General features: G+C 69.7%; 13 protein-coding genes and 1 tRNA gene. 5 read left to right on the forward strand and 9 right to left on the reverse strand.

The window, feature by feature from the left end; translation table 11 throughout:
- The first annotated feature begins 61 nt into the window (after positions 1 to 61).
- From hrpA to ACFYXC_RS15950, 3 genes are all read left to right on the forward strand, one after another.
- Positions 62 to 4069, forward strand: coding sequence for an ATP-dependent RNA helicase HrpA (hrpA, locus tag ACFYXC_RS15940; RefSeq protein ID WP_389551755.1), 4008 nt, complete (start codon positions 62 to 64; stop codon positions 4067 to 4069).
- A gap of 93 nt (positions 4070 to 4162) precedes the next feature.
- Positions 4163 to 4237 (forward strand) — tRNA-Asp (locus ACFYXC_RS15945).
- Between the two features lie 270 nt (positions 4238 to 4507).
- Positions 4508 to 4738, forward strand: a complete 231-nt coding sequence (locus ACFYXC_RS15950) for a DUF6274 family protein (protein ID WP_389551758.1) — start codon at positions 4508 to 4510, stop codon at positions 4736 to 4738.
- 468 nt (positions 4739 to 5206) lie between these two features.
- Here ACFYXC_RS15950 and bldC read toward each other — a convergent pair whose 3' ends face one another.
- Both bldC and ACFYXC_RS15960 read right to left on the reverse strand, forming a co-directional pair.
- Entirely contained in the window at positions 5207 to 5413 is a 207-nt protein-coding gene (gene bldC, locus ACFYXC_RS15955; RefSeq protein ID WP_003949541.1) for a developmental transcriptional regulator BldC, read from the reverse strand.
- 508 nt (positions 5414 to 5921) lie between these two features.
- The gene (locus ACFYXC_RS15960; RefSeq protein WP_388920887.1) at positions 5922 to 6788 is read right to left on the reverse strand and encodes a hypothetical protein; all 867 of its coding nucleotides are present in this window, start codon (positions 6786 to 6788) and stop codon (positions 5922 to 5924) included.
- A 232-nt stretch (positions 6789 to 7020) separates the two neighbouring features.
- Here ACFYXC_RS15960 and ACFYXC_RS15965 point away from each other — a divergent pair, with 232 nt between their 5' ends.
- Together ACFYXC_RS15965 and ACFYXC_RS15970 are read left to right on the forward strand one after the other, a co-directional pair.
- Positions 7021 to 8112, forward strand: a complete 1092-nt coding sequence (locus ACFYXC_RS15965; RefSeq protein WP_389551761.1) for a Leu/Phe/Val dehydrogenase — start codon at positions 7021 to 7023, stop codon at positions 8110 to 8112.
- A gap of 301 nt (positions 8113 to 8413) precedes the next feature.
- A complete protein-coding gene (locus ACFYXC_RS15970; RefSeq protein WP_149512621.1) occupies positions 8414 to 8665 on the forward strand; it encodes a DUF3073 domain-containing protein in 252 nt (83 codons plus the stop codon).
- 241 nt (positions 8666 to 8906) lie between these two features.
- Here ACFYXC_RS15970 and purM read toward each other — a convergent pair whose 3' ends face one another.
- From purM to purS, 7 genes are all read right to left on the reverse strand, one after another.
- Positions 8907 to 9977, reverse strand: coding sequence for a phosphoribosylformylglycinamidine cyclo-ligase (gene purM, locus ACFYXC_RS15975; protein ID WP_389551764.1), 1071 nt, complete (start codon positions 9975 to 9977; stop codon positions 8907 to 8909).
- 45 nt (positions 9978 to 10022) lie between these two features.
- Positions 10023 to 11549 carry an amidophosphoribosyltransferase gene (gene purF / locus ACFYXC_RS15980; RefSeq protein WP_388920917.1) on the reverse strand — a complete coding sequence of 509 codons (1527 nt, stop codon included), beginning with the start codon at positions 11547 to 11549 and terminating at the stop codon, positions 10023 to 10025.
- Positions 11550 to 11632: 83 nt separating this feature from the next.
- Positions 11633 to 12496 carry an META domain-containing protein gene (locus tag ACFYXC_RS15985; RefSeq protein ID WP_389551767.1) on the reverse strand — a complete coding sequence of 288 codons (864 nt, stop codon included), beginning with the start codon at positions 12494 to 12496 and terminating at the stop codon, positions 11633 to 11635.
- 109 nt (positions 12497 to 12605) lie between these two features.
- A complete protein-coding gene (locus tag ACFYXC_RS15990; protein WP_389551769.1) occupies positions 12606 to 13403 on the reverse strand; it encodes a sterol carrier family protein in 798 nt (265 codons plus the stop codon).
- 262 nt (positions 13404 to 13665) lie between these two features.
- A complete protein-coding gene (purL, locus tag ACFYXC_RS15995; RefSeq protein ID WP_388920926.1) occupies positions 13666 to 15924 on the reverse strand; it encodes a phosphoribosylformylglycinamidine synthase subunit PurL in 2259 nt (752 codons plus the stop codon).
- Positions 15921 to 16625, reverse strand: coding sequence for a phosphoribosylformylglycinamidine synthase subunit PurQ (gene purQ, locus ACFYXC_RS16000; protein WP_389551773.1), 705 nt, complete (start codon positions 16623 to 16625; stop codon positions 15921 to 15923). The genes purL and purQ overlap by 4 nt, the downstream gene beginning before the upstream one ends.
- Positions 16622 to 16885 (reverse strand): phosphoribosylformylglycinamidine synthase subunit PurS, encoded by a 264-nt coding sequence (gene purS, locus ACFYXC_RS16005; protein WP_055518089.1) that lies wholly within the window; start codon positions 16883 to 16885, stop codon positions 16622 to 16624. Before purS ends, purQ begins: the two co-directional genes overlap by 4 nt.
- Between the last annotated feature and the right edge of the window lie 215 nt (positions 16886 to 17100).

Here is a 17100-nt window from a genome sequence, read left to right on the forward strand (position 1 = left end):
ACCGGTCCGCGCGCAAAAGCGTTCGCCCCACGTTTCCCCGAGGTGAGATCCTGGACCGCGTATGTCTACGCATCCTGCCCCCGCCCTCGGCGATCTCGCCTCCCGTCTGGCCGAGCTGTCCCTGCGCGACGCGCACCGGCTCGGGCGCAGGCTCGAGGGCGCGCGCCGGATCCGCAAGCCCGAGGCCCGCGCCGCCGTCACCGCCGAGATCGAGGCGGAGGTGACGAAGGCCGAGACCCGCATGGCCGAGCGGCGCACCCGCGTGCCCGCCGTCACCTATCCCGAACAGCTCCCCGTCAGCCAGAAGAAGGACGAGATCGCGGCCGCCATCCGTGATCACCAGGTCGTGATCGTCGCGGGCGAGACCGGCTCCGGCAAGACGACCCAGATCCCCAAGATCTGTCTCGAACTGGGCCGTGGCGTCCGCGGCATGATCGGGCACACCCAGCCCCGCCGCATCGCCGCCCGTACCGTCGCCGAGCGCGTCGCCGAGGAGCTGGACACCCCGCTCGGCGAGGCCGTCGGCTGGAAGGTCCGCTTCACCGACCAGGTCAGCCCGGAGGCCACCTTCGTCAAGCTGATGACGGACGGCATCCTGCTCGCCGAGGTCCAGACGGACCGCGAGCTGCGCGCCTACGACACGATCATCATCGACGAGGCCCACGAGCGGTCCCTGAACATCGACTTCCTGCTCGGCTACCTGGCCCAGCTGCTGCCGAAGCGGCCGGACCTGAAGGTCGTCATCACCTCGGCGACCATCGACCCCGAGCGGTTCTCCCGGCACTTCGGGGACGCCCCGATCGTCGAGGTCAGCGGACGCACGTATCCCGTGGAGGTGCGCTACCGCCCGCTCCTGGAGGAGGAGGGCGACGATGTCGACCGCGACCAGATCACCGCGATCTGCGACGCCGTCGAGGAGCTGCAGGGCGAGGGCAAGGGCGACATCCTCGTCTTCCTGTCCGGCGAGCGGGAGATCCGCGACACGGCCGACGCGCTCACCAAGAAGAACTACCGGTTCACCGAGGTGCTCCCCCTCTACGCGCGCCTCTCGCACGCCGAGCAGCACCGCGTCTTCCAGCCCCACACCGGACGCAGGATCGTTCTGGCGACCAACGTCGCCGAGACCTCCCTCACCGTCCCCGGCATCAAGTACGTGATCGACCCGGGCACCGCCCGCATCTCCCGGTACAGCCACCGCACGAAGGTCCAGCGGCTGCCCATCGAGGCGATCTCGCAGGCCAGCGCCAACCAGCGCAAGGGCCGCTGCGGCCGTACCAGCGACGGCATCTGCATCCGGCTCTACTCCGAGGACGACTTCCTCGCCCGCCCGGAGTTCACCGACGCCGAGATCCTGCGGACGAACCTGGCGTCCGTCATCCTCCAGATGACCGCGGCCGGGCTCGGCGAGATCGAGAAGTTCCCCTTCATCGACCCGCCGGACCACCGCAACATCCGCGACGGCGTCCAGCTCCTCCAGGAGCTCAACGCCCTCAACCCGGCGGAGAAGGACCCGCGCAGGCGCCTCACCGACACCGGCCGCAAGCTCTCGCAGCTGCCCGTCGACCCCCGCCTGGCCCGGATGGTCCTGGAGGCCGACAAGAACGGCTGCGTGCGCGAGGTCATGGTGATCGCGGCCGCGCTCTCCATCCAGGACCCGCGCGAGCGGCCCGCCGAGAAGCAGACCCAGGCCGACCAGCAGCACGCCCGCTTCAGGGACGAGACCTCCGACTTCCTGGCGTACCTGAACCTCTGGCGGTACGTGCGCGAGCAGCAGAAGGAGCGCGGCTCGTCGTCGTTCCGGCGCATGTGCAAGCAGGAGTACCTGAACTTCCTGCGCATCCGCGAGTGGCAGGACATCTACACGCAGCTGCGGACCGTCGCCAAGCAGATGGGCATCCATCCGAACGAGGACGACGCGCCCGAGCAGCAGGTCCACCTGTCCCTCCTCGCCGGCCTGCTCTCCCACATCGGCATGAAGGACGTGAAGGAGAGCGGCACCGGAACCGGGAGCGGCAAGGACGGCGGGCGCGAGGGCGGCAGGAGTTCCTCGAAGAACGAGTACGTGGGCGCCCGCAACGCCAAGTTCGCGATCTTCCCCGGCTCGGCGCTCTTCAAGAAGCCCCCGCGCTTCGTGATGTCCGCCGAACTCGTCGAGACGTCCCGGCTCTGGGCCCGCGTCAACGCGAAGATCGAGCCCGAGTGGATCGAACCGCTCGCGGAGCACCTGCTGAAGCGCACGTACAGCGAGCCGCACTGGGAGAAGGACCAGGCCGCGGTGATGGCGTACGAGAAGGTCACGCTGTACGGCGTGCCGATCGTCGTGCAGCGGAAGGTCAACTACGGGCGGATCGACCCGGAGACCAGCCGTGAGCTGTTCATCCGCAACGCGCTCGTCGAGGGCGACTGGCGTACGCACCACAAGTTCTTCGCCGACAACCGCCGGCTCCTCACCGAGGTCGAGGAGCTGGAGCACCGGGCGCGGCGCCGGGACATCCTGGTCGACGACGACACGCTCTTCGACTTCTACGAGGAGCGGGTGCCCGAACACGTCGTGTCGGGCGCCCACTTCGACTCCTGGTGGAAGCACAAACGCAAGGAGGAGCCCGAACTCCTCGACTTCGAGCGTTCGATGCTCATCCGGGAGTCGGCCGGGGCGGTCACCAAGGACGACTATCCCGACGCGTGGCGGCAGGGCCGGCTGAAGTTCCGGGTGACGTACCAGTTCGAGCCGGGCGCCGACGCGGACGGCGTGACCGTCCACATCCCGCTCCAGGTACTGAACCAGGTCACGGACGAGGGCTTCGAGTGGCAGATCCCGGGTCTGCGCGAGCAGGTCGTCACCGAGCTGATCCGCTCCCTGCCGAAGCCGATCCGGCGCAACTACGTGCCCGCGCCCGACTTCGCGCAACGGTTCCTGGCGCAAACGGTCCCGTTGCAGGAGCCCCTGACGGTGGCGATGGCACGCGAGCTGAAGCGCATGGTCGGCGTGCCGCTCACCGCCGACGACTTCGACTGGTCGCGGCTCGACGACCACCTGAAGATCACCTTCCGGATCGTCGACGAGCGGCGGCGCAAGCTGGCCGAGGACAAGGACCTCGCGGCCCTGCAGCTGCGGCTGAAGCCGAAGGCGCGCGCGGCCATCTCGCAGGCCGCGGCGGCGACCGCCGAGCGGGAGGGCGGGGAGTCCCTGGAACGCTCGGGGCTGACCGACTGGACCATCGGCTCCCTCACCCGCGTGTTCGAGACGCGGCGGGCCGGCCAGCCGGTGAAGGCGTACCCCGCTCTCGTCGACGACGGCCCGAAGACGAACACCGTCTCCGTACGCCTCTTCGACACCGAGGCCGAGCAGCAGCAGGCGATGTGGAAGGGCACGCGGCGGCTCATCCTGCGCAACATCCCGGTGAACCCGGCGAAGTTCGCGTCGGACAAGCTGACGAACGCGCAGAAGCTCGCCCTGTCCGCGAACCCGCACGGCTCGGTGCAGGCCCTGTTCGACGACTGCGCGACGGCCGCCGCGGACAAGCTGATCGGGGACTTCGGCGGCCCGGCCTGGGACGAGGAGTCGTACCGGAAGCTGTACGAGAGGGTGCGCGCGGAGATCGTCGACACGACGGTCCGCACGGTCGGCCAGGTCGAGCAGGTGCTGGCCGCCTGGCAGGCTTGTGAGCGCCGCCTGAAGGGCGTACGGAGCCCTGTGCTGCTCGCCAACCTGGCGGACGTACGGACGCAGCTGGACGCCCTCGTACGGCCCGGGTTCGTCACGGCGACGGGTCTGCGGCGGCTGCCGGACCTGATGCGCTACCTGGTCGCGGCGGACCGCCGGCTCCAGCAGATGCCGACCAACGTGCAGCGGGACACGAGCCGCATGGAGAAGGTCCACGAGATGCAGGACGAGTACGCCTGGCTGCTCGAACAGCTGCCGCAGGGCCGGCCCGTCCCGTCCTCGGTCCTGGACATCCGCTGGATGATCGAGGAGCTGCGGGTCAGCTACTTCGCGCACGCGCTGGGCACGGCGTACCCCGTCTCCGACAAGCGGATCGTGAAGGCGATCGACGCGGCCGCACCGTGACGGCTTCCGCACACCGGGTGAGTTCGCTCGGGAGGCCAACCCTCCTGTAGAGTCCTGTCTCGCAGCGCAACGCAAGATCGCACTGCGAAACAAGGTCCTGTGGAGCAGTTTGGAGTGCTCGCCACCCTGTCAAGGTGGAGGCCGCGGGTTCAAATCCCGTCAGGACCGCAGCAGAAGAAGAGAAGGCCCCGCATCCGCCAGGATGCGGGGCCTTCCGCGTACCCGGTTCCCCGCCGGGCACCGCCGGGGGCGCGGGGAACCGCGCGAGAGGCCCCCGCCGGCCGGCACTCGCCCACCACCGGCACCGCACACCCCCCGCAACCCCACAGGGCACACTCTCGGTCTTGACGCAGTCACATTCCGCAAGTACTCAGAAACCAGGCGCACCTGAATTACGAGCACCGACCCCGATCCTCGGCCCCACCCCCGGAGGTGACCATGGCGGCGACAGCCCGGCATGAGACGCGAGCCCTCCTCCGCGCCCACCTGTCGGCCGCCTCCGGCCACCCGCACAGAACGCGGCACTGCCCGATCTGTCACCGCCTCCTGCGCCTGGCTTCGGAGTCCGGCCCCGAGGACCTCGACGGAGCCCCCGAGGACGCCACGGAGGGAGCCGTGGAGGAGGTCCTGGGGGACGCTCTGGGGGACGAGCACCCCTCCTCGGCCTGAGCCGTCGCGGGCGTCAACTACCCCTCGCGCGCCCCGAGATGCCGAGGCCCCTTTAGCGCAGTCACGCCGCACGCAACAAGGACCAGGACATGTGACGGGTGTCACCGCATATGTTTTCAAACATGCGGAACTCACCCCCCACCCGCAACAGGTCAATTTAATATGTGCAATTGCACTCCACGCCGAGGGGACGCACAGCCGATCCGACAGCCTCACCCAGAGTGCGACAAGCCCGCTCACAGACCGACCCGGCGGACGCGCACACCCCATGACCAGCGCACAAAAAAGATCGCGCTGGACTCGGCGGAGTCCAGCGCGATCTACGACGCACCCACGTTGCTTGTGGTTCTTGCTCGGGCGTGGACCCCGTTGGGGCGGGATCCGCGTCGCTCAGTGCTTGGGTCAGGGCCTGCCGACAAGTTGGGGGAACCGCCGAAATGCCCTGCTATGGAGCTATGAAGTTGTTGTTCAGGCTTCGCTGCGCTGCTGCGGAATGCCCGCAAGCAGTGCGCGGACCTCGGCTTCGCGGTAACGGCGATGCCCGCCGAGCGTGCGGATCGACGTGAGCTTGCCGGCCTTCGCCCACCGCGTGACCGTCTTCGGGTCCACGCGGAACATCGTGGCGACCTCAGCCGGGGTCAGCAGCGGCTCGGCATCAGGGGTGCGAGCGGTCATGAGCGGCCTCCTCGGGAGAACCGATCGTTCTCGGTTCTTTCCTCTAAATTCTGCACCTTGACCCGCGTTGCCCGAAATGGCGGATGCGGGTCGAGTCGGTTATAGGACGAACGGCTTGTCCTCGGCACTACAACTACACCATCCGTCCAGCCACGTCGGCCAAACCGATGGAATTGCCCTCCCAGGTGTTCATCAGCGACGGAAGCCGATGGACCATGCCATAGCGGACAGTCACGCCACTGTGACGATCAGTCACAGGACGATCAGGAGTCACGAGAGACCCCCCATAGCGCACAATGCCGAGATTCCACCCATAAGCGGGCAGAGGGAGTCCTCCCCGGACTCCTTGTCCTATTTTGGCATGAGGAGGGGCGTTAGACGCAAGGTCCGGTGTTAGTGCCGTCCGTCACGCTTACCCCGTAAGACCCGGATCGGGACTTACGTCCTGCCGGGTCGCGTGCCACATGGGAAACACCGGTCCCGCAGGGCCTCTTGGGCCCCGTGCGCCTCAGTTGGCCGAACGCCGGTCCCGGACCGACCGCCACCGTTCCACGAGCCGGCCGTACGCCTCCCCGGCGCCGGCCCCGTCGCCCGTGCGCAGCGCCTCGATGCCCTCGGCGACGTCCGCCGCGGAGTGGTCGCCGTCCAACTCCCCGGCGGGCAGGACGTGTACGAGGCCGCCGTAGTCCAGCTCCACCAGCGAGCGCGGATGGAACTCCTCCAGCCAGCGCCCCACGTCCACCAGGCCGTCGATGAGCGGCCCCTCGTCGAGCGCGTCCCGCAGCGTCCGCAGGGCCCGCGCCACCCGCCGCCGCGCCTGCACCATCGGCGTGCGGTAGCGGAGCACGGGGGCGTCCTCCTCGGCCGCCGCACCCGCCGCGGACCCCGCCCCCTTTTCGTACTCGCGCTCCTCGTCCGAGACGAGCACGAACCAGTTCAGCGGGACCTGCCAGGTCGCCGTGCGGATCCAGGGCCGGGCGTCGGGGTTCCGGCTCAGCCAGCGCTCGTAGTCCTGGGCCGCCTGACGGCGTACCAGCTGCGGCAGGGCCGCGTCCAGGACGAGCGCCGGCAGCTCCGACGTCAGGTCGCCGAGGGCCTCCCAGCCGCGCAGCCGGGTCCGCCAGGGGCACACACAGAGCACGCCGTCCACGTCCGCGACGAACGCGTCGCCGCTCTCGTGCACCGGCACCGGGACCGGCGGCACCGGCAGCAGGTCGGCCAGCGAGCGGCGCAGTTCGTCCTGGTACGAGGGACGCTCGAGGCGGCGCGCATAGCGTGCCCAGTGGCCACGCTCCGGCTCCGGGAAGGCCGCGAGCGGTTCGTAGACGCGGAGATAGGACGCGTACGGGACGATCAACGAGGACACCTTGGGCACGCTTGCTCCCTCCCCATCCGACCCGGTGGAAAACCGCGGGGCCCGCGCGGGGGCGCGCGGGAAATCACTCCAAATCGTCCCACGCCCCCTCGTGACCGTACTCCGCGCGGGGGTGATCCTGACCACTGCGCCGATGGCGGTCCGGCACAGGCTCTAATCTCGTGCCACACGGACCCCCGCCACCCGTACGAGGGCCGCCCCGACCGCCGCTACTTACCTGGGAGTCACCACCGTGACCGACGTAACCGGCAGCCCTGACGACGTACTCCACACCCTGTTCCGGACGGACCAGGGGGGCCATGAGCAGGTCGTGCTCTGTCAGGACCGCGCCACCGGCCTCAAGGCCGTCATCGCCCTCCACTCGACCGCCCTGGGCCCCGCCCTCGGCGGCACCCGTTTCTACCCGTACGCGAGCGAGGAGGCGGCCGTCGCGGACGCGCTGAACCTCTCGCGCGGGATGTCGTACAAGAACGCCATGGCCGGGCTCGACCACGGCGGCGGCAAGGCCGTGATCATCGGTGACCCCGAGCAGATCAAGACCGAGGAGTTGCTCCTCGCGTACGGCCGCTTCGTGGCCTCGCTCGGCGGGCGGTACGTGACCGCCTGCGACGTCGGCACCTACGTGGCCGACATGGACGTCGTGGCCCGCGAGTGCCGCTGGACGACCGGCCGCTCCCCCGAGAACGGCGGCGCGGGCGACTCGTCCGTCCTGACGGCCTTCGGGGTCTTCCAGGGCATGCGGGCCTCCGCCCAGCACCTGTGGGGCGATCCGTCCCTGCGCGGGCGCACCGTCGGCATCGCGGGCGTCGGCAAGGTCGGACGCCACCTGGTGGAACACCTGCTGGAGGACGGCGCCCGGGTCGTGATCGCGGACGTGCGGCAGGACGCCGTGGGCCGCATCGCCGACAGGCACCCCTCCGTGGAGGTCGCCGCGGACACCGAGCGGCTGATCCGGGTCGAAGGGCTCGACATCTACGCCCCCTGCGCGCTCGGCGGCGCCCTGAACGACGAGTCCGTGCCGGCGCTCACCGCGGAGATCGTCTGTGGTGCCGCCAACAACCAGCTGGAGCACCCGGGCGTCGAGAAGGACCTCTCCGACCGGGGCATCCTCTACGCGCCGGACTACGTGGTGAACGCGGGCGGGGTCATCCAGGTCGCGGACGAGCTCCACGGCTTCGACTTCGACCGGTGCAGGGAGAAGGCCGCGAAGATCTTCGACACCACGCTGGCCATATTCGCTCGTGCGAAGGAGGACGGGATTCCGCCGGCCGCCGCGGCCGACCGGATCGCCGAGCACCGGATGGCGGAGGCCCGCCGTCCCTGACGCCCGGGGGCCCTCCGTGAGGTCCCGCGGGGGGCCTGTCGGCGGGTGTGGGAGAGAACTCTCACGTTCGTCGGCGGGTCGCTCTCCGAGAAGAGGTTAAAATCGCGGTTGACCAGCGGGGACAGGGCACCTCGCGGGTTCTGGGCACAGGCGCGTCCTGCGGGCGACGTACCGTATGGGCGTGGGCTCAGGTACCGTGGAAGCCCTACGGACCGGTCTCTCCACGGAGAGTCCGTTCCAGATCATGAACGCGTGTCAAGACTCTGGGGCCGTCGAGCCCCGTATCCGAGGGGGTCGAGCCATGGGGCGCGGCCGGGCAAAGGCCAAGCAGACGAAGGTCGCCCGCCAGCTGAAGTACAGCAGCGGCGGGACAGATCTGTCGCGTCTGGCCAATGAGCTGGGCGCTTCGACTTCGCAACAGCCGCCGAATGGCGAGCCGTTCGAGGACGACGACGAGGAAGACGACCCGTACGCCCAGTACGCGGATCTCTACAACGACGACGAGGACGAGGACGACGAGTCCGGTCCTGCGTCGCAACGCCGCGGGGCTTGACGTACCGGCTGCGCTCGTCGTACTAGCTGCGCTTCACCCGGTCCGGGGTTGTCAACCGGACCGGGTTTTGTGCATGGCCCTTGGCGGGCGGCCCGGGGTGACTTGCCTGCCGTCGGCTGGTCGAGTTGTGCGGCCGGTCGAGTCGGTCGGCTGCGGGTCGGTGGGGCTGGTCGCGCAGTTCCCCGCGCCCCTAAAAGACTGCGCCGTTCCCCGCGCCCCTGGTGGGGCGCGGGCTCGTTGTCTAGCGTGGGGCGTAGTCGTTGATCAGGGTTGCGCCTGTTTCGTGGGTGTCGCGGGCGGTGATCTCGCCTGCGACCCAGGCTTCGACGCCGCGGTCCGCGAGGGTGGCCAGGGCCGTGTCCGTGGAGTCCTGCGGGACGATCGCGATCATGCCTACGCCCATGTTCAGCGTCTTCTCCAGCTCCAGCCGCTCGACCTGGCCGGTGGTGCCGACGAGGTCGAAGACGGGAGCCGGGCTCCAGGTGGCGCGGTCGACGATCGCGTGCAGCCCGTCCGGGATCACCCGGGCCAGGTTGGCCGCGAGGCCGCCGCCCGTGACGTGCGAGTACGCGTGCACGTCGGTCGTGCGGGTCAGCGCCAGGCAGTCCAGCGAGTAGATCTTGGTGGGCTCCAGGAGCTCCTCGCCGAGCGTGCGGCCGAACTCCGCGACGTGCTGGTCGAGCTTCAGCCCCGCGCGGTCGAAGAGGACGTGCCGGACGAGTGAGTACCCGTTCGAGTGAAGGCCGGAGGACGCCATGGCGATCACCGCGTCACCCGTACGGATACGATCCGCGCCCAGCAGCCGGTCGGCCTCCACGACCCCGGTACCGGCGCCGGCGACGTCGAAGTCGTCCGGGCCGAGCAGACCCGGGTGCTCGGCCGTCTCGCCGCCCACCAGGGCGCAGCCCGCCAGGACACAGCCCTCGGCGATGCCCTTCACGATGGCGGCCACGCGCTCCGGGTGGACCTTGCCGACACAGATGTAGTCGGTCATGAAGAGCGGCTCGGCACCGCACACCACGATGTCGTCCATGACCATCGCCACCAGGTCGTGGCCGATGGTGTCGTACACGCCGAGCTGCCGGGCGAGGTCGACCTTCGTGCCCACGCCGTCCGTGGCGGAGGCGAGCAGCGGACGCTCGTACCGCTTGAGGGCGGAGGCGTCGAAGAGGCCGGCGAAGCCGCCGAGGCCGCCGAGGACCTCGGGGCGCTGCGTCTTCTTCACCCACTCCTTCATCAGTTCGACGGCGCGGTCGCCCGCTTCGATGTCGACGCCCGCAGCTGCGTAGCTGGCACCGGTGGTCTCAGACATGAGGGTGAGAACTTTCGTGTCGTACAGCGGTGTTGCTGCGGGGTCTTACGGGCGACGGATCGCGTCGGCCGCGGCCGTGGCCGCGGGACCCGCGGCCAGCTCGGTCTCCAGGAGTTGCTTGCCGAGCAGCTCGGGGTCCGGGAGGTCCATCGGGTACTCGCCGTCGAAGCAGGCGCGGCAGAGGTTCGGCTTGTCGATGGTGGTGGCCTCGATCATGCCGTCGATGGAGATGTACGAGAGGGAGTCGGCGCCCAGTGAGGTGCCGATCTCCTCGATGGTCATGCCGTTGGCGATCAGCTCGGCGCGCGTGGCGAAATCTATGCCGAAGAAGCAGGGCCACTTCACGGGCGGCGAGGAGATCCGGATGTGGATCTCGGCCGCGCCCGCCTCGCGGAGCATGCGGACCAGGGCGCGCTGGGTGTTGCCACGCACGATCGAGTCGTCGACGACGACCAGGCGCTTGCCCTTGATGACTTCCTTGAGCGGGTTCAGCTTCAGCCGGATGCCCAGCTGGCGGATGGTCTGTGAAGGCTGGATGAAGGTCCTGCCGACATACGCGTTCTTCACCAGACCGGCACCGAAGGGGATGCCGGACGCCTCCGCGTATCCGATCGCGGCGGGCGTGCCGGATTCCGGCGTCGCTATGACCAGATCGGCCTCGACCGGAGCTTCTTTCGCGAGACGGCGGCCCATCTCCACCCGGGAGAGGTACACGTTCCGGCCGGCGATGTCGGTGTCCGGGCGGGCCAGGTACACGTACTCGAAGACGCAGCCCTTGGGCTTCGCTTCCGCGAATCGGGAGGTTCGCAGGCCGTTCTCGTCGATGGCGACGAACTCGCCGGGCTCGATCTCGCGGACGTAGGCCGCACCGCAGATGTCGAGGGCGGCGGACTCGGAGGCGACCACCCAGCCGCGCTCCAGGCGGCCGAGGACCAGCGGGCGGATGCCCTGCGGGTCGCGGGCGGCGTACAGGGTGTGCTCGTCCATGAAGACGAGCGAGAAGGCGCCCTGGACCTGCGGGAGGATCCTGGCGGACGCCTCTTCGATGGTCAGCGGCTTGCCGTCGTCGTCGACCTGGGAGGCCAGCAGGGCCGTGAGCAGGTCGGTGTCGTTGGTCGCCGCGACCCGCGGGGTACGGCCCTCCTGCTTGGGGAGGTCGGCGACCATCCCGGCGAGCTCCGCCGTGTTGACCAGGTTGCCGTTGTGCCCGAGCGCGATCGAGCCGTGTCCGGTGGCCCGGAAGGTCGGCTGGGCGTTCTCCCAGGTGGAGGCGCCGGTGGTCGAGTAGCGGGCGTGACCGACCGCGATGTGACCGAGCAGGGAGCCGAGCGATGCCTCGTCGAAGACCTGGGACACGAGGCCCATGTCTCTGAAGACGAGGATCTGAGAGCCGTTGCTCACCGCGATTCCGGCGGATTCCTGGCCTCGATGCTGCAGGGCGTAGAGCCCGAAGTAAGTGAGCTTGGCGACCTCTTCACCGGGAGCCCAGACTCCGAAGACGCCGCATGCGTCCTGGGGCCCTTTCTCGCCGGGGAGCAGATCATGACTGAGTCGTCCGTCACCACGTGGCACGCAACCGAGTGTAGGCGAGATCGACCACTGGTCCGAATTGGGGAAGTGCCCGGGCGGCGCCGCGGGGCGCCGCCCGCCGGGGGTCACTTCGCGGCGACCGCTTCGAGACCGGCACCGTTTTCGCTGGTCAGGGTCAGGTTGCTGCCCGTCAGCCGGTACGTGACCGTGCCGCCGAAGAGCTTCAGCAGGGACCGCTCGGTGTCCATGAGTGAGTCGGAGCACATCTTCCGGGTGGTGCCCGGCGTGCCCAGAGTGATAGTGCCGTCGCCGACCGTCGCCTTCGCCGTGACCTTGTTGCAGCCGAGCTGACCGCCGACGGTCCCCTTCTTGTCGAAGGTGAGGTGCACCTTGCCCTTGGCCTGGGAGGACAGGGCGACGGCGGAGCCGCCCTTCGCGTCGCCCCTGACCGTGCCGGTGACGTCCCACTTCGTGCCATGGAGGTCGGCCTGCTTCTCGGCGGTGAGGTTCACGGTGTACCCGTCCCCGGTGGTGAGCGTCAGCCTGTCGCCCTCGACCGCGGCCTTGATCGTGCTGTCGGAGATGGCCTCGCCGAGCTGCGACTCGAAGTCCATCGTGCCCTTGGTGGTACAGGCCATCTTGGTCTTCACGGTGTCGTCGCCGACGGTGATCGTGTCGCCCTTGATCTTCGCGCTCGCCCCGAAGTGGTTGCAGCCGTAGTTGCCGCCCACCGTGCCGTTCTCGGCGAACTCGATGTGGGCGCCGTCCGGGGCGTCGTGTTTCGTGCCGTCGACGGTCACGCTCTCCACGTTCCACTGTTTGCCGGTGATCTCGGCTGCCGCCTGCCGGGTGCCGACGGAACGGGAACCGGATTCCTTGTCGCCGCTTTCCGTGCCGCAGGCGGCCGTGGCGAGGAGCCCGGTGACCGCCAGGGCGCTGAGTCCGGCCCGGGTGCCGAGGACGCTGAGGTTGACTCGCTGCGTGTGCATGCCGCTTTGACGGGGCGGGTGGGGTGCTTGGTTCCCTCACGGGGTGACGGCGGCGCGACGGCGGCCCCGGTCCGGCGCCGGGGCCGTGCCCCGCGGTCCGCCGCCGGGGTCAGCCCATGAGGGGGAGCAGTCCGCCCAGGTCGGCGCGTTCTCCGCTCGCGCTGACCTTCGCGGCGTCCAGGGCCGCCTGCCACCGTGTACGCCCGGTCGCGAGACGGATCCAGGTCAGCGGGTCCGTCTCCACGACGTTGGGCGGGGTGCCGCGCGTGTGGCGCGGGCCTTCCACGCACTGCACGACCGCGTACGGCGGTACGCGGACCTCGGTGGAGGCGCCGGGCGCCTTCGCGGCGAGCGCGTCCGCCAGCAGGCGGGTGCACGTGGCGAGGGCCTGCCGGTCGTGCGGGACGTCGAGGCCGGGGACGGCCGTGTTCAGGTCGTCGGTGTGGACGACCAGTTCCACGGTGCGGGTGACCAGGTGGTCGGCCAGGGTCATCGGCCCTACCCGGGTGGCGAGCAGCCGGGCGTCCGTCGCCCGCGGCAGACGCTCGGTGAAGCGGGTCTCGGCGCGCTCGTACAGCGCGTCGAGGTCCGGCTCGGCGGCGGCGAGGGTACGTACGTCGTCGTCGACCTCGGCCGCTCGCGGGGCCGTGCTGGACGGCCAGTCGAGCAGGGCGAGCGGGGGGCCGGCCGGCTCGTCCCCGTCCAGGCCGCGGCTCACGGCCTCCAGCGCCATGGTGAGGTGCGCGGCCAGCTCCCGTACGGTCCAGCCGCCGAGGCCGGCCGGCGCGGCGAGCTGGTCGGGGGTGAGGGTGCGTACGGCCGCCCGTACGTTCCCGAACTGGGCCAGGACCGCGGTGCGCGTCTTGGCGGGGTCGTAGGTACGGGGTCGCTTCTTGGCCGGGGGCATGCGGTGAGCCTAGCGATGCGCTTGTGGGGTTGGGGTCGCACGTCGGGTGCCGCCCGGCTGTGGCTGGTCGCGCAGTTCCCCGCGCCCCTTACGGGGCGCCCCGGTACGTCGTCGGGTGCGGCCCCGCGGGGGCTTGTCGCGCCGTTCCCCGCGCTCCCTGGAAGCGACGGGGGTCGGCCCCGTGCCCCGTCAGGGGCGCGGGGAACGGCGCGGTCAGCCCCCTCCGGGCGGAGGTCGAAGCACTGCCCGGTGGGGGTGTGCGCTACGCCAGGAGCGCCGGGATCGTCGCCTCGTGGGCCGTGCGGAGTTCCGTCAGGGGGAGCGTGAACTCGCCCTGCACCTCGACCGCGTCCCCGTCCACGACACCGATGCGTGCCGCAGGCAACCCCCGCGCCCCGCACATGTCGGTGAAGCGCAGTTCCTCGGAGCGCGGGATCGCGACGACGGCGCGGCCCGCGGACTCGGAGAAGAGGAACGTGAACGCGTCGAGCCCGTCGGGCACGACCAGCCGCACACCGTTGCGGCCGAGCAGCGCCGACTCGACCACGGCCTGGATCAGACCGCCGTCGGACAGGTCGTGCGCGGCGTCGATCATGCCGTCGCGGGAGGCGGAGATCAGGATCTCGCCGAGGAGGCGTTCCCGCTCCAGGTCCACCGCCGGCGGCAGCCCGCCGAGGTGATCGTGGACGACCTGCGACCAGGCCGAACCGCCGAACTCCTCACGGGTGTCACCGAGCAGGTAGAGGAGCTGCCCCTCTTCCTCGAAGGCGACGGGCGTACGGCGGGCGACGTCGTCGATGACGCCGAGGACCGCGACGACCGGCGTCGGGTGGATGGCCACCTCACCGGTCTGGTTGTAGAGCGAGACGTTGCCGCCGGTCACCGGGGTGCCCAACTGCAGGCAGCCGTCGGCCAGACCGCGGATGGCCTCCGCGAACTGCCACATCACCGCCGGATCCTCGGGCGAGCCGAAGTTCAGGCAGTCGGAGACGGCGAGCGGCTTGGCGCCGGTCGTCGCCACGTTCCGGTACGCCTCCGCCAGCGCGAGCTGCGCGCCCGTGTACGGGTCGAGCTTCGCGTACCGGCCGTTGCCGTCCGTGGCGATGGCGACCCCGAGCCCGGACTCCTCGTCGATGCGGATCATGCCCGAGTCCTCGGGCTGCGCCAGCACGGTGTTGCCCTGCACGAAACGGTCGTACTGGGAGGTGATCCAGGACTTGGACGCCTGGTTCGGCGAGGAGACCAGCTGGAGGACCTGGCTGCGCAGTTCCTCCGAAGTGGCGGGCCTGGGCAGCTTGTTCGCGTCGTCCGCCTGGAGGGCGTCCTGCCACTCGGGGCGGGCGTAGGGGCGCTCGTAGACCGGGCCGTCGTGCGCGACCGTCCGCGGGTCGACGTCGACGATCTTGCCGCCGTGCCAGAAGATCTCGAGGCGGTCACCGTCGGTCACCTCGCCGATGACGGTGGCGATGACGTCCCACTTGTCGCAGATCTCCAGGAAGCGGTCGACCTTCGACGGTTCGACGACCGCGCACATCCGTTCCTGCGACTCGCTCATGAGGATCTCCTCGGGCGAGAGCGTGGAGTCGCGCAGCGGTACGTCGTCCAGCGTGACGCGCATGCCGCCGGAGCCGTTGGAGGCGAGTTCGCTGGTCGCGCAGGACAGGCCCGCCGCACCCAGGTCCTGGATGCCGACGACCAGCTTCTCGGCGAACGCCTCCAGGGTGCACTCGATGAGGAGCTTCTCCTGGAAGGGGTCGCCCACCTGGACGGCCGGACGCTTGGACGGCTTGGCGTCGTCGAACGTCTCGGAGGCGAGGATCGACGCGCCGCCGATGCCGTCGCCGCCGGTGCGGGCCCCGTACAGGATGACCTTGTTGCCGGCGCCGGACGCCTTCGCGAGGTGGATGTCCTCGTGCCGCATGACGCCGATGGCACCGGCGTTGACCAGCGGGTTGCCCTGGTAGCAGGCGTCGAAGACGACCTCGCCGCCGATGTTGGGCAGGCCCAGGCAGTTGCCGTAGCCGCCGATGCCGGCGACGACACCGGGCAGTACGCGCTTGGTGTCGGGGTGGTCGGCGGCGCCGAAGCGCAGCGGGTCCACGACCGCGACCGGGCGGGCGCCCATCGCGATGATGTCGCGGACGATGCCGCCGACACCGGTGGCGGCGCCCTGGTAGGGCTCGACGTACGACGGGTGGTTGTGCGACTCGACCTTGAAGGTGACCGCGTAGCCCTGGCCGACGTCCACGACACCGGCGTTCTCGCCGATGCCGACGAGGAGGGCGTCGCTCTGCGGGGCCTTCTCGCCGAACTGGCGCAGGTGCACCTTGGAGGACTTGTACGAGCAGTGCTCGGACCACATGACGGAGTACATGGCGAGCTCGGCACCGGTGGGCCGGCGGCCGAGGATCTCGACGACCCGCTCGTACTCGTCCTTCTTCAGGCCCAGTTCGGCCCAGGGGAGGTCGACGTCGGGGGTCTCGGCCGCGTGCTCGACCGTGTCCAGAGGAGTCCGGCTCATGCGTTGACCAGCTTCTTGAGGATCGAGGTGAAGAAGGGGAGGCCGTCCGTGCGGCCGGAGCCGACGAGGGGCTCCACGGCGTGTTCCGGGTGCGGCATCAGACCGACGACGTTGCCCGCCGCGTTCGAGATGCCGGCGATGTCCCGCAGCGAGCCGTTGGGGTTGCCGTAACCGTCGGCCGCGTCGCCGCCGGTCACGTAACGGAAGGCGACCCGGCCCTCCGCCTCCAGCATGTCGAGGGTGTGCTCGTCCGCGACGTACCGCCCGTCCATGTTCTTCAGCGGAATGTGGATCTCCTGGCCGGACTCGTAGTCGGTGGTCCAGGCGGTCGACGCGTTCTCCACCTTCAGCTTCTGGTCGCGGCAGATGAAGTGGAGGTGGTCGTTGCCGAGCATCCCGCCGGGGAGGAGGTGGGCCTCGGTGAGGATCTGGAAGCCGTTGCAGATGCCGAGCACCGGCATTTCCGCCTTCGCCTGCTCGATGACGGTCTCCATCACCGGCGAGAAGCGCGCGATGGCACCGGCGCGCAGATAGTCGCCGTACGAGAATCCGCCGCAGAGCACCACCGCGTCGACCTGCTGGAGGTCCTTGTCCTTGTGCCAGAGAGCGACGGGTTCGGCGCCGGCGAGCCTGATCGCACGCTGGGTGTCCCGGTCGTCGAGGCTTCCCGGGAAAGTGACGACGCCAATACGAGCGGTCACTTTCCGGCCTCCGCGACTTCCTCGACCTTGACGGTGAAGTCCTCGATCACGGTGTTGGCGAGGAAGGATTCGGCGAGTTCGTGGATGCGGGCGAGCGCGGTGTCGTCCACCGGTCCGTCAACTTCCAGTTCGAATCGCTTTCCCTGACGTACGTCGGAGATGCCTTCGAAACCGAGACGCGGCAGTGCACGCTGCACCGCCTGGCCCTGGGGGTCGAGGATCTCCGGCTTGAGCATGACGTCGACTACGACGCGTGCCACTGGCACTCCCGGTGTGTGGTGCTGAGCAGGTTCCTTCAGACTACCCGTACAAAATTTCTACGCGGGTAGATTCGTAGGAAACTACGTGACGGTCATCACGATCAGGCATCAAGGGCCTATCGTCGGGCTGCCTTCACGAAAAATCCTGGGAAAGATCCGGATCGAGACCGGGCTACCTATTGCCCCGAGGACACGCCAAGGGATTTAGTCGAGCT

The sequence above is a fragment of the Streptomyces sp. NPDC002701 genome (genome assembly GCF_042889045.1).
Taxonomy (GTDB): Bacteria; Actinomycetota; Actinomycetes; order Streptomycetales; family Streptomycetaceae; genus Streptomyces.

Coding starts and splice junctions, on each gene's coding strand:
- hrpA (WP_389551755.1), top strand. CDS start 62: ATGTCTACGCATCCTGCCCCCGCCCTCGGCGATCTCGCCTCCCGTCTG.
- ACFYXC_RS15950 (WP_389551758.1), top strand. CDS start 4,508: ATGGCGGCGACAGCCCGGCATGAGACGCGAGCCCTCCTCCGCGCCCAC.
- bldC (WP_003949541.1), bottom strand. CDS start 5,413: ATGACCGCTCGCACCCCTGATGCCGAGCCGCTGCTGACCCCGGCTGAG.
- ACFYXC_RS15970 (WP_149512621.1), top strand. CDS start 8,414: ATGGGGCGCGGCCGGGCAAAGGCCAAGCAGACGAAGGTCGCCCGCCAG.
- purM (WP_389551764.1), bottom strand. CDS start 9,977: ATGTCTGAGACCACCGGTGCCAGCTACGCAGCTGCGGGCGTCGACATC.
- ACFYXC_RS15985 (WP_389551767.1), bottom strand. CDS start 12,496: ATGCACACGCAGCGAGTCAACCTCAGCGTCCTCGGCACCCGGGCCGGA.
- ACFYXC_RS15990 (WP_389551769.1), bottom strand. CDS start 13,403: ATGCCCCCGGCCAAGAAGCGACCCCGTACCTACGACCCCGCCAAGACG.
- purL (WP_388920926.1), bottom strand. CDS start 15,924: ATGAGCCGGACTCCTCTGGACACGGTCGAGCACGCGGCCGAGACCCCC.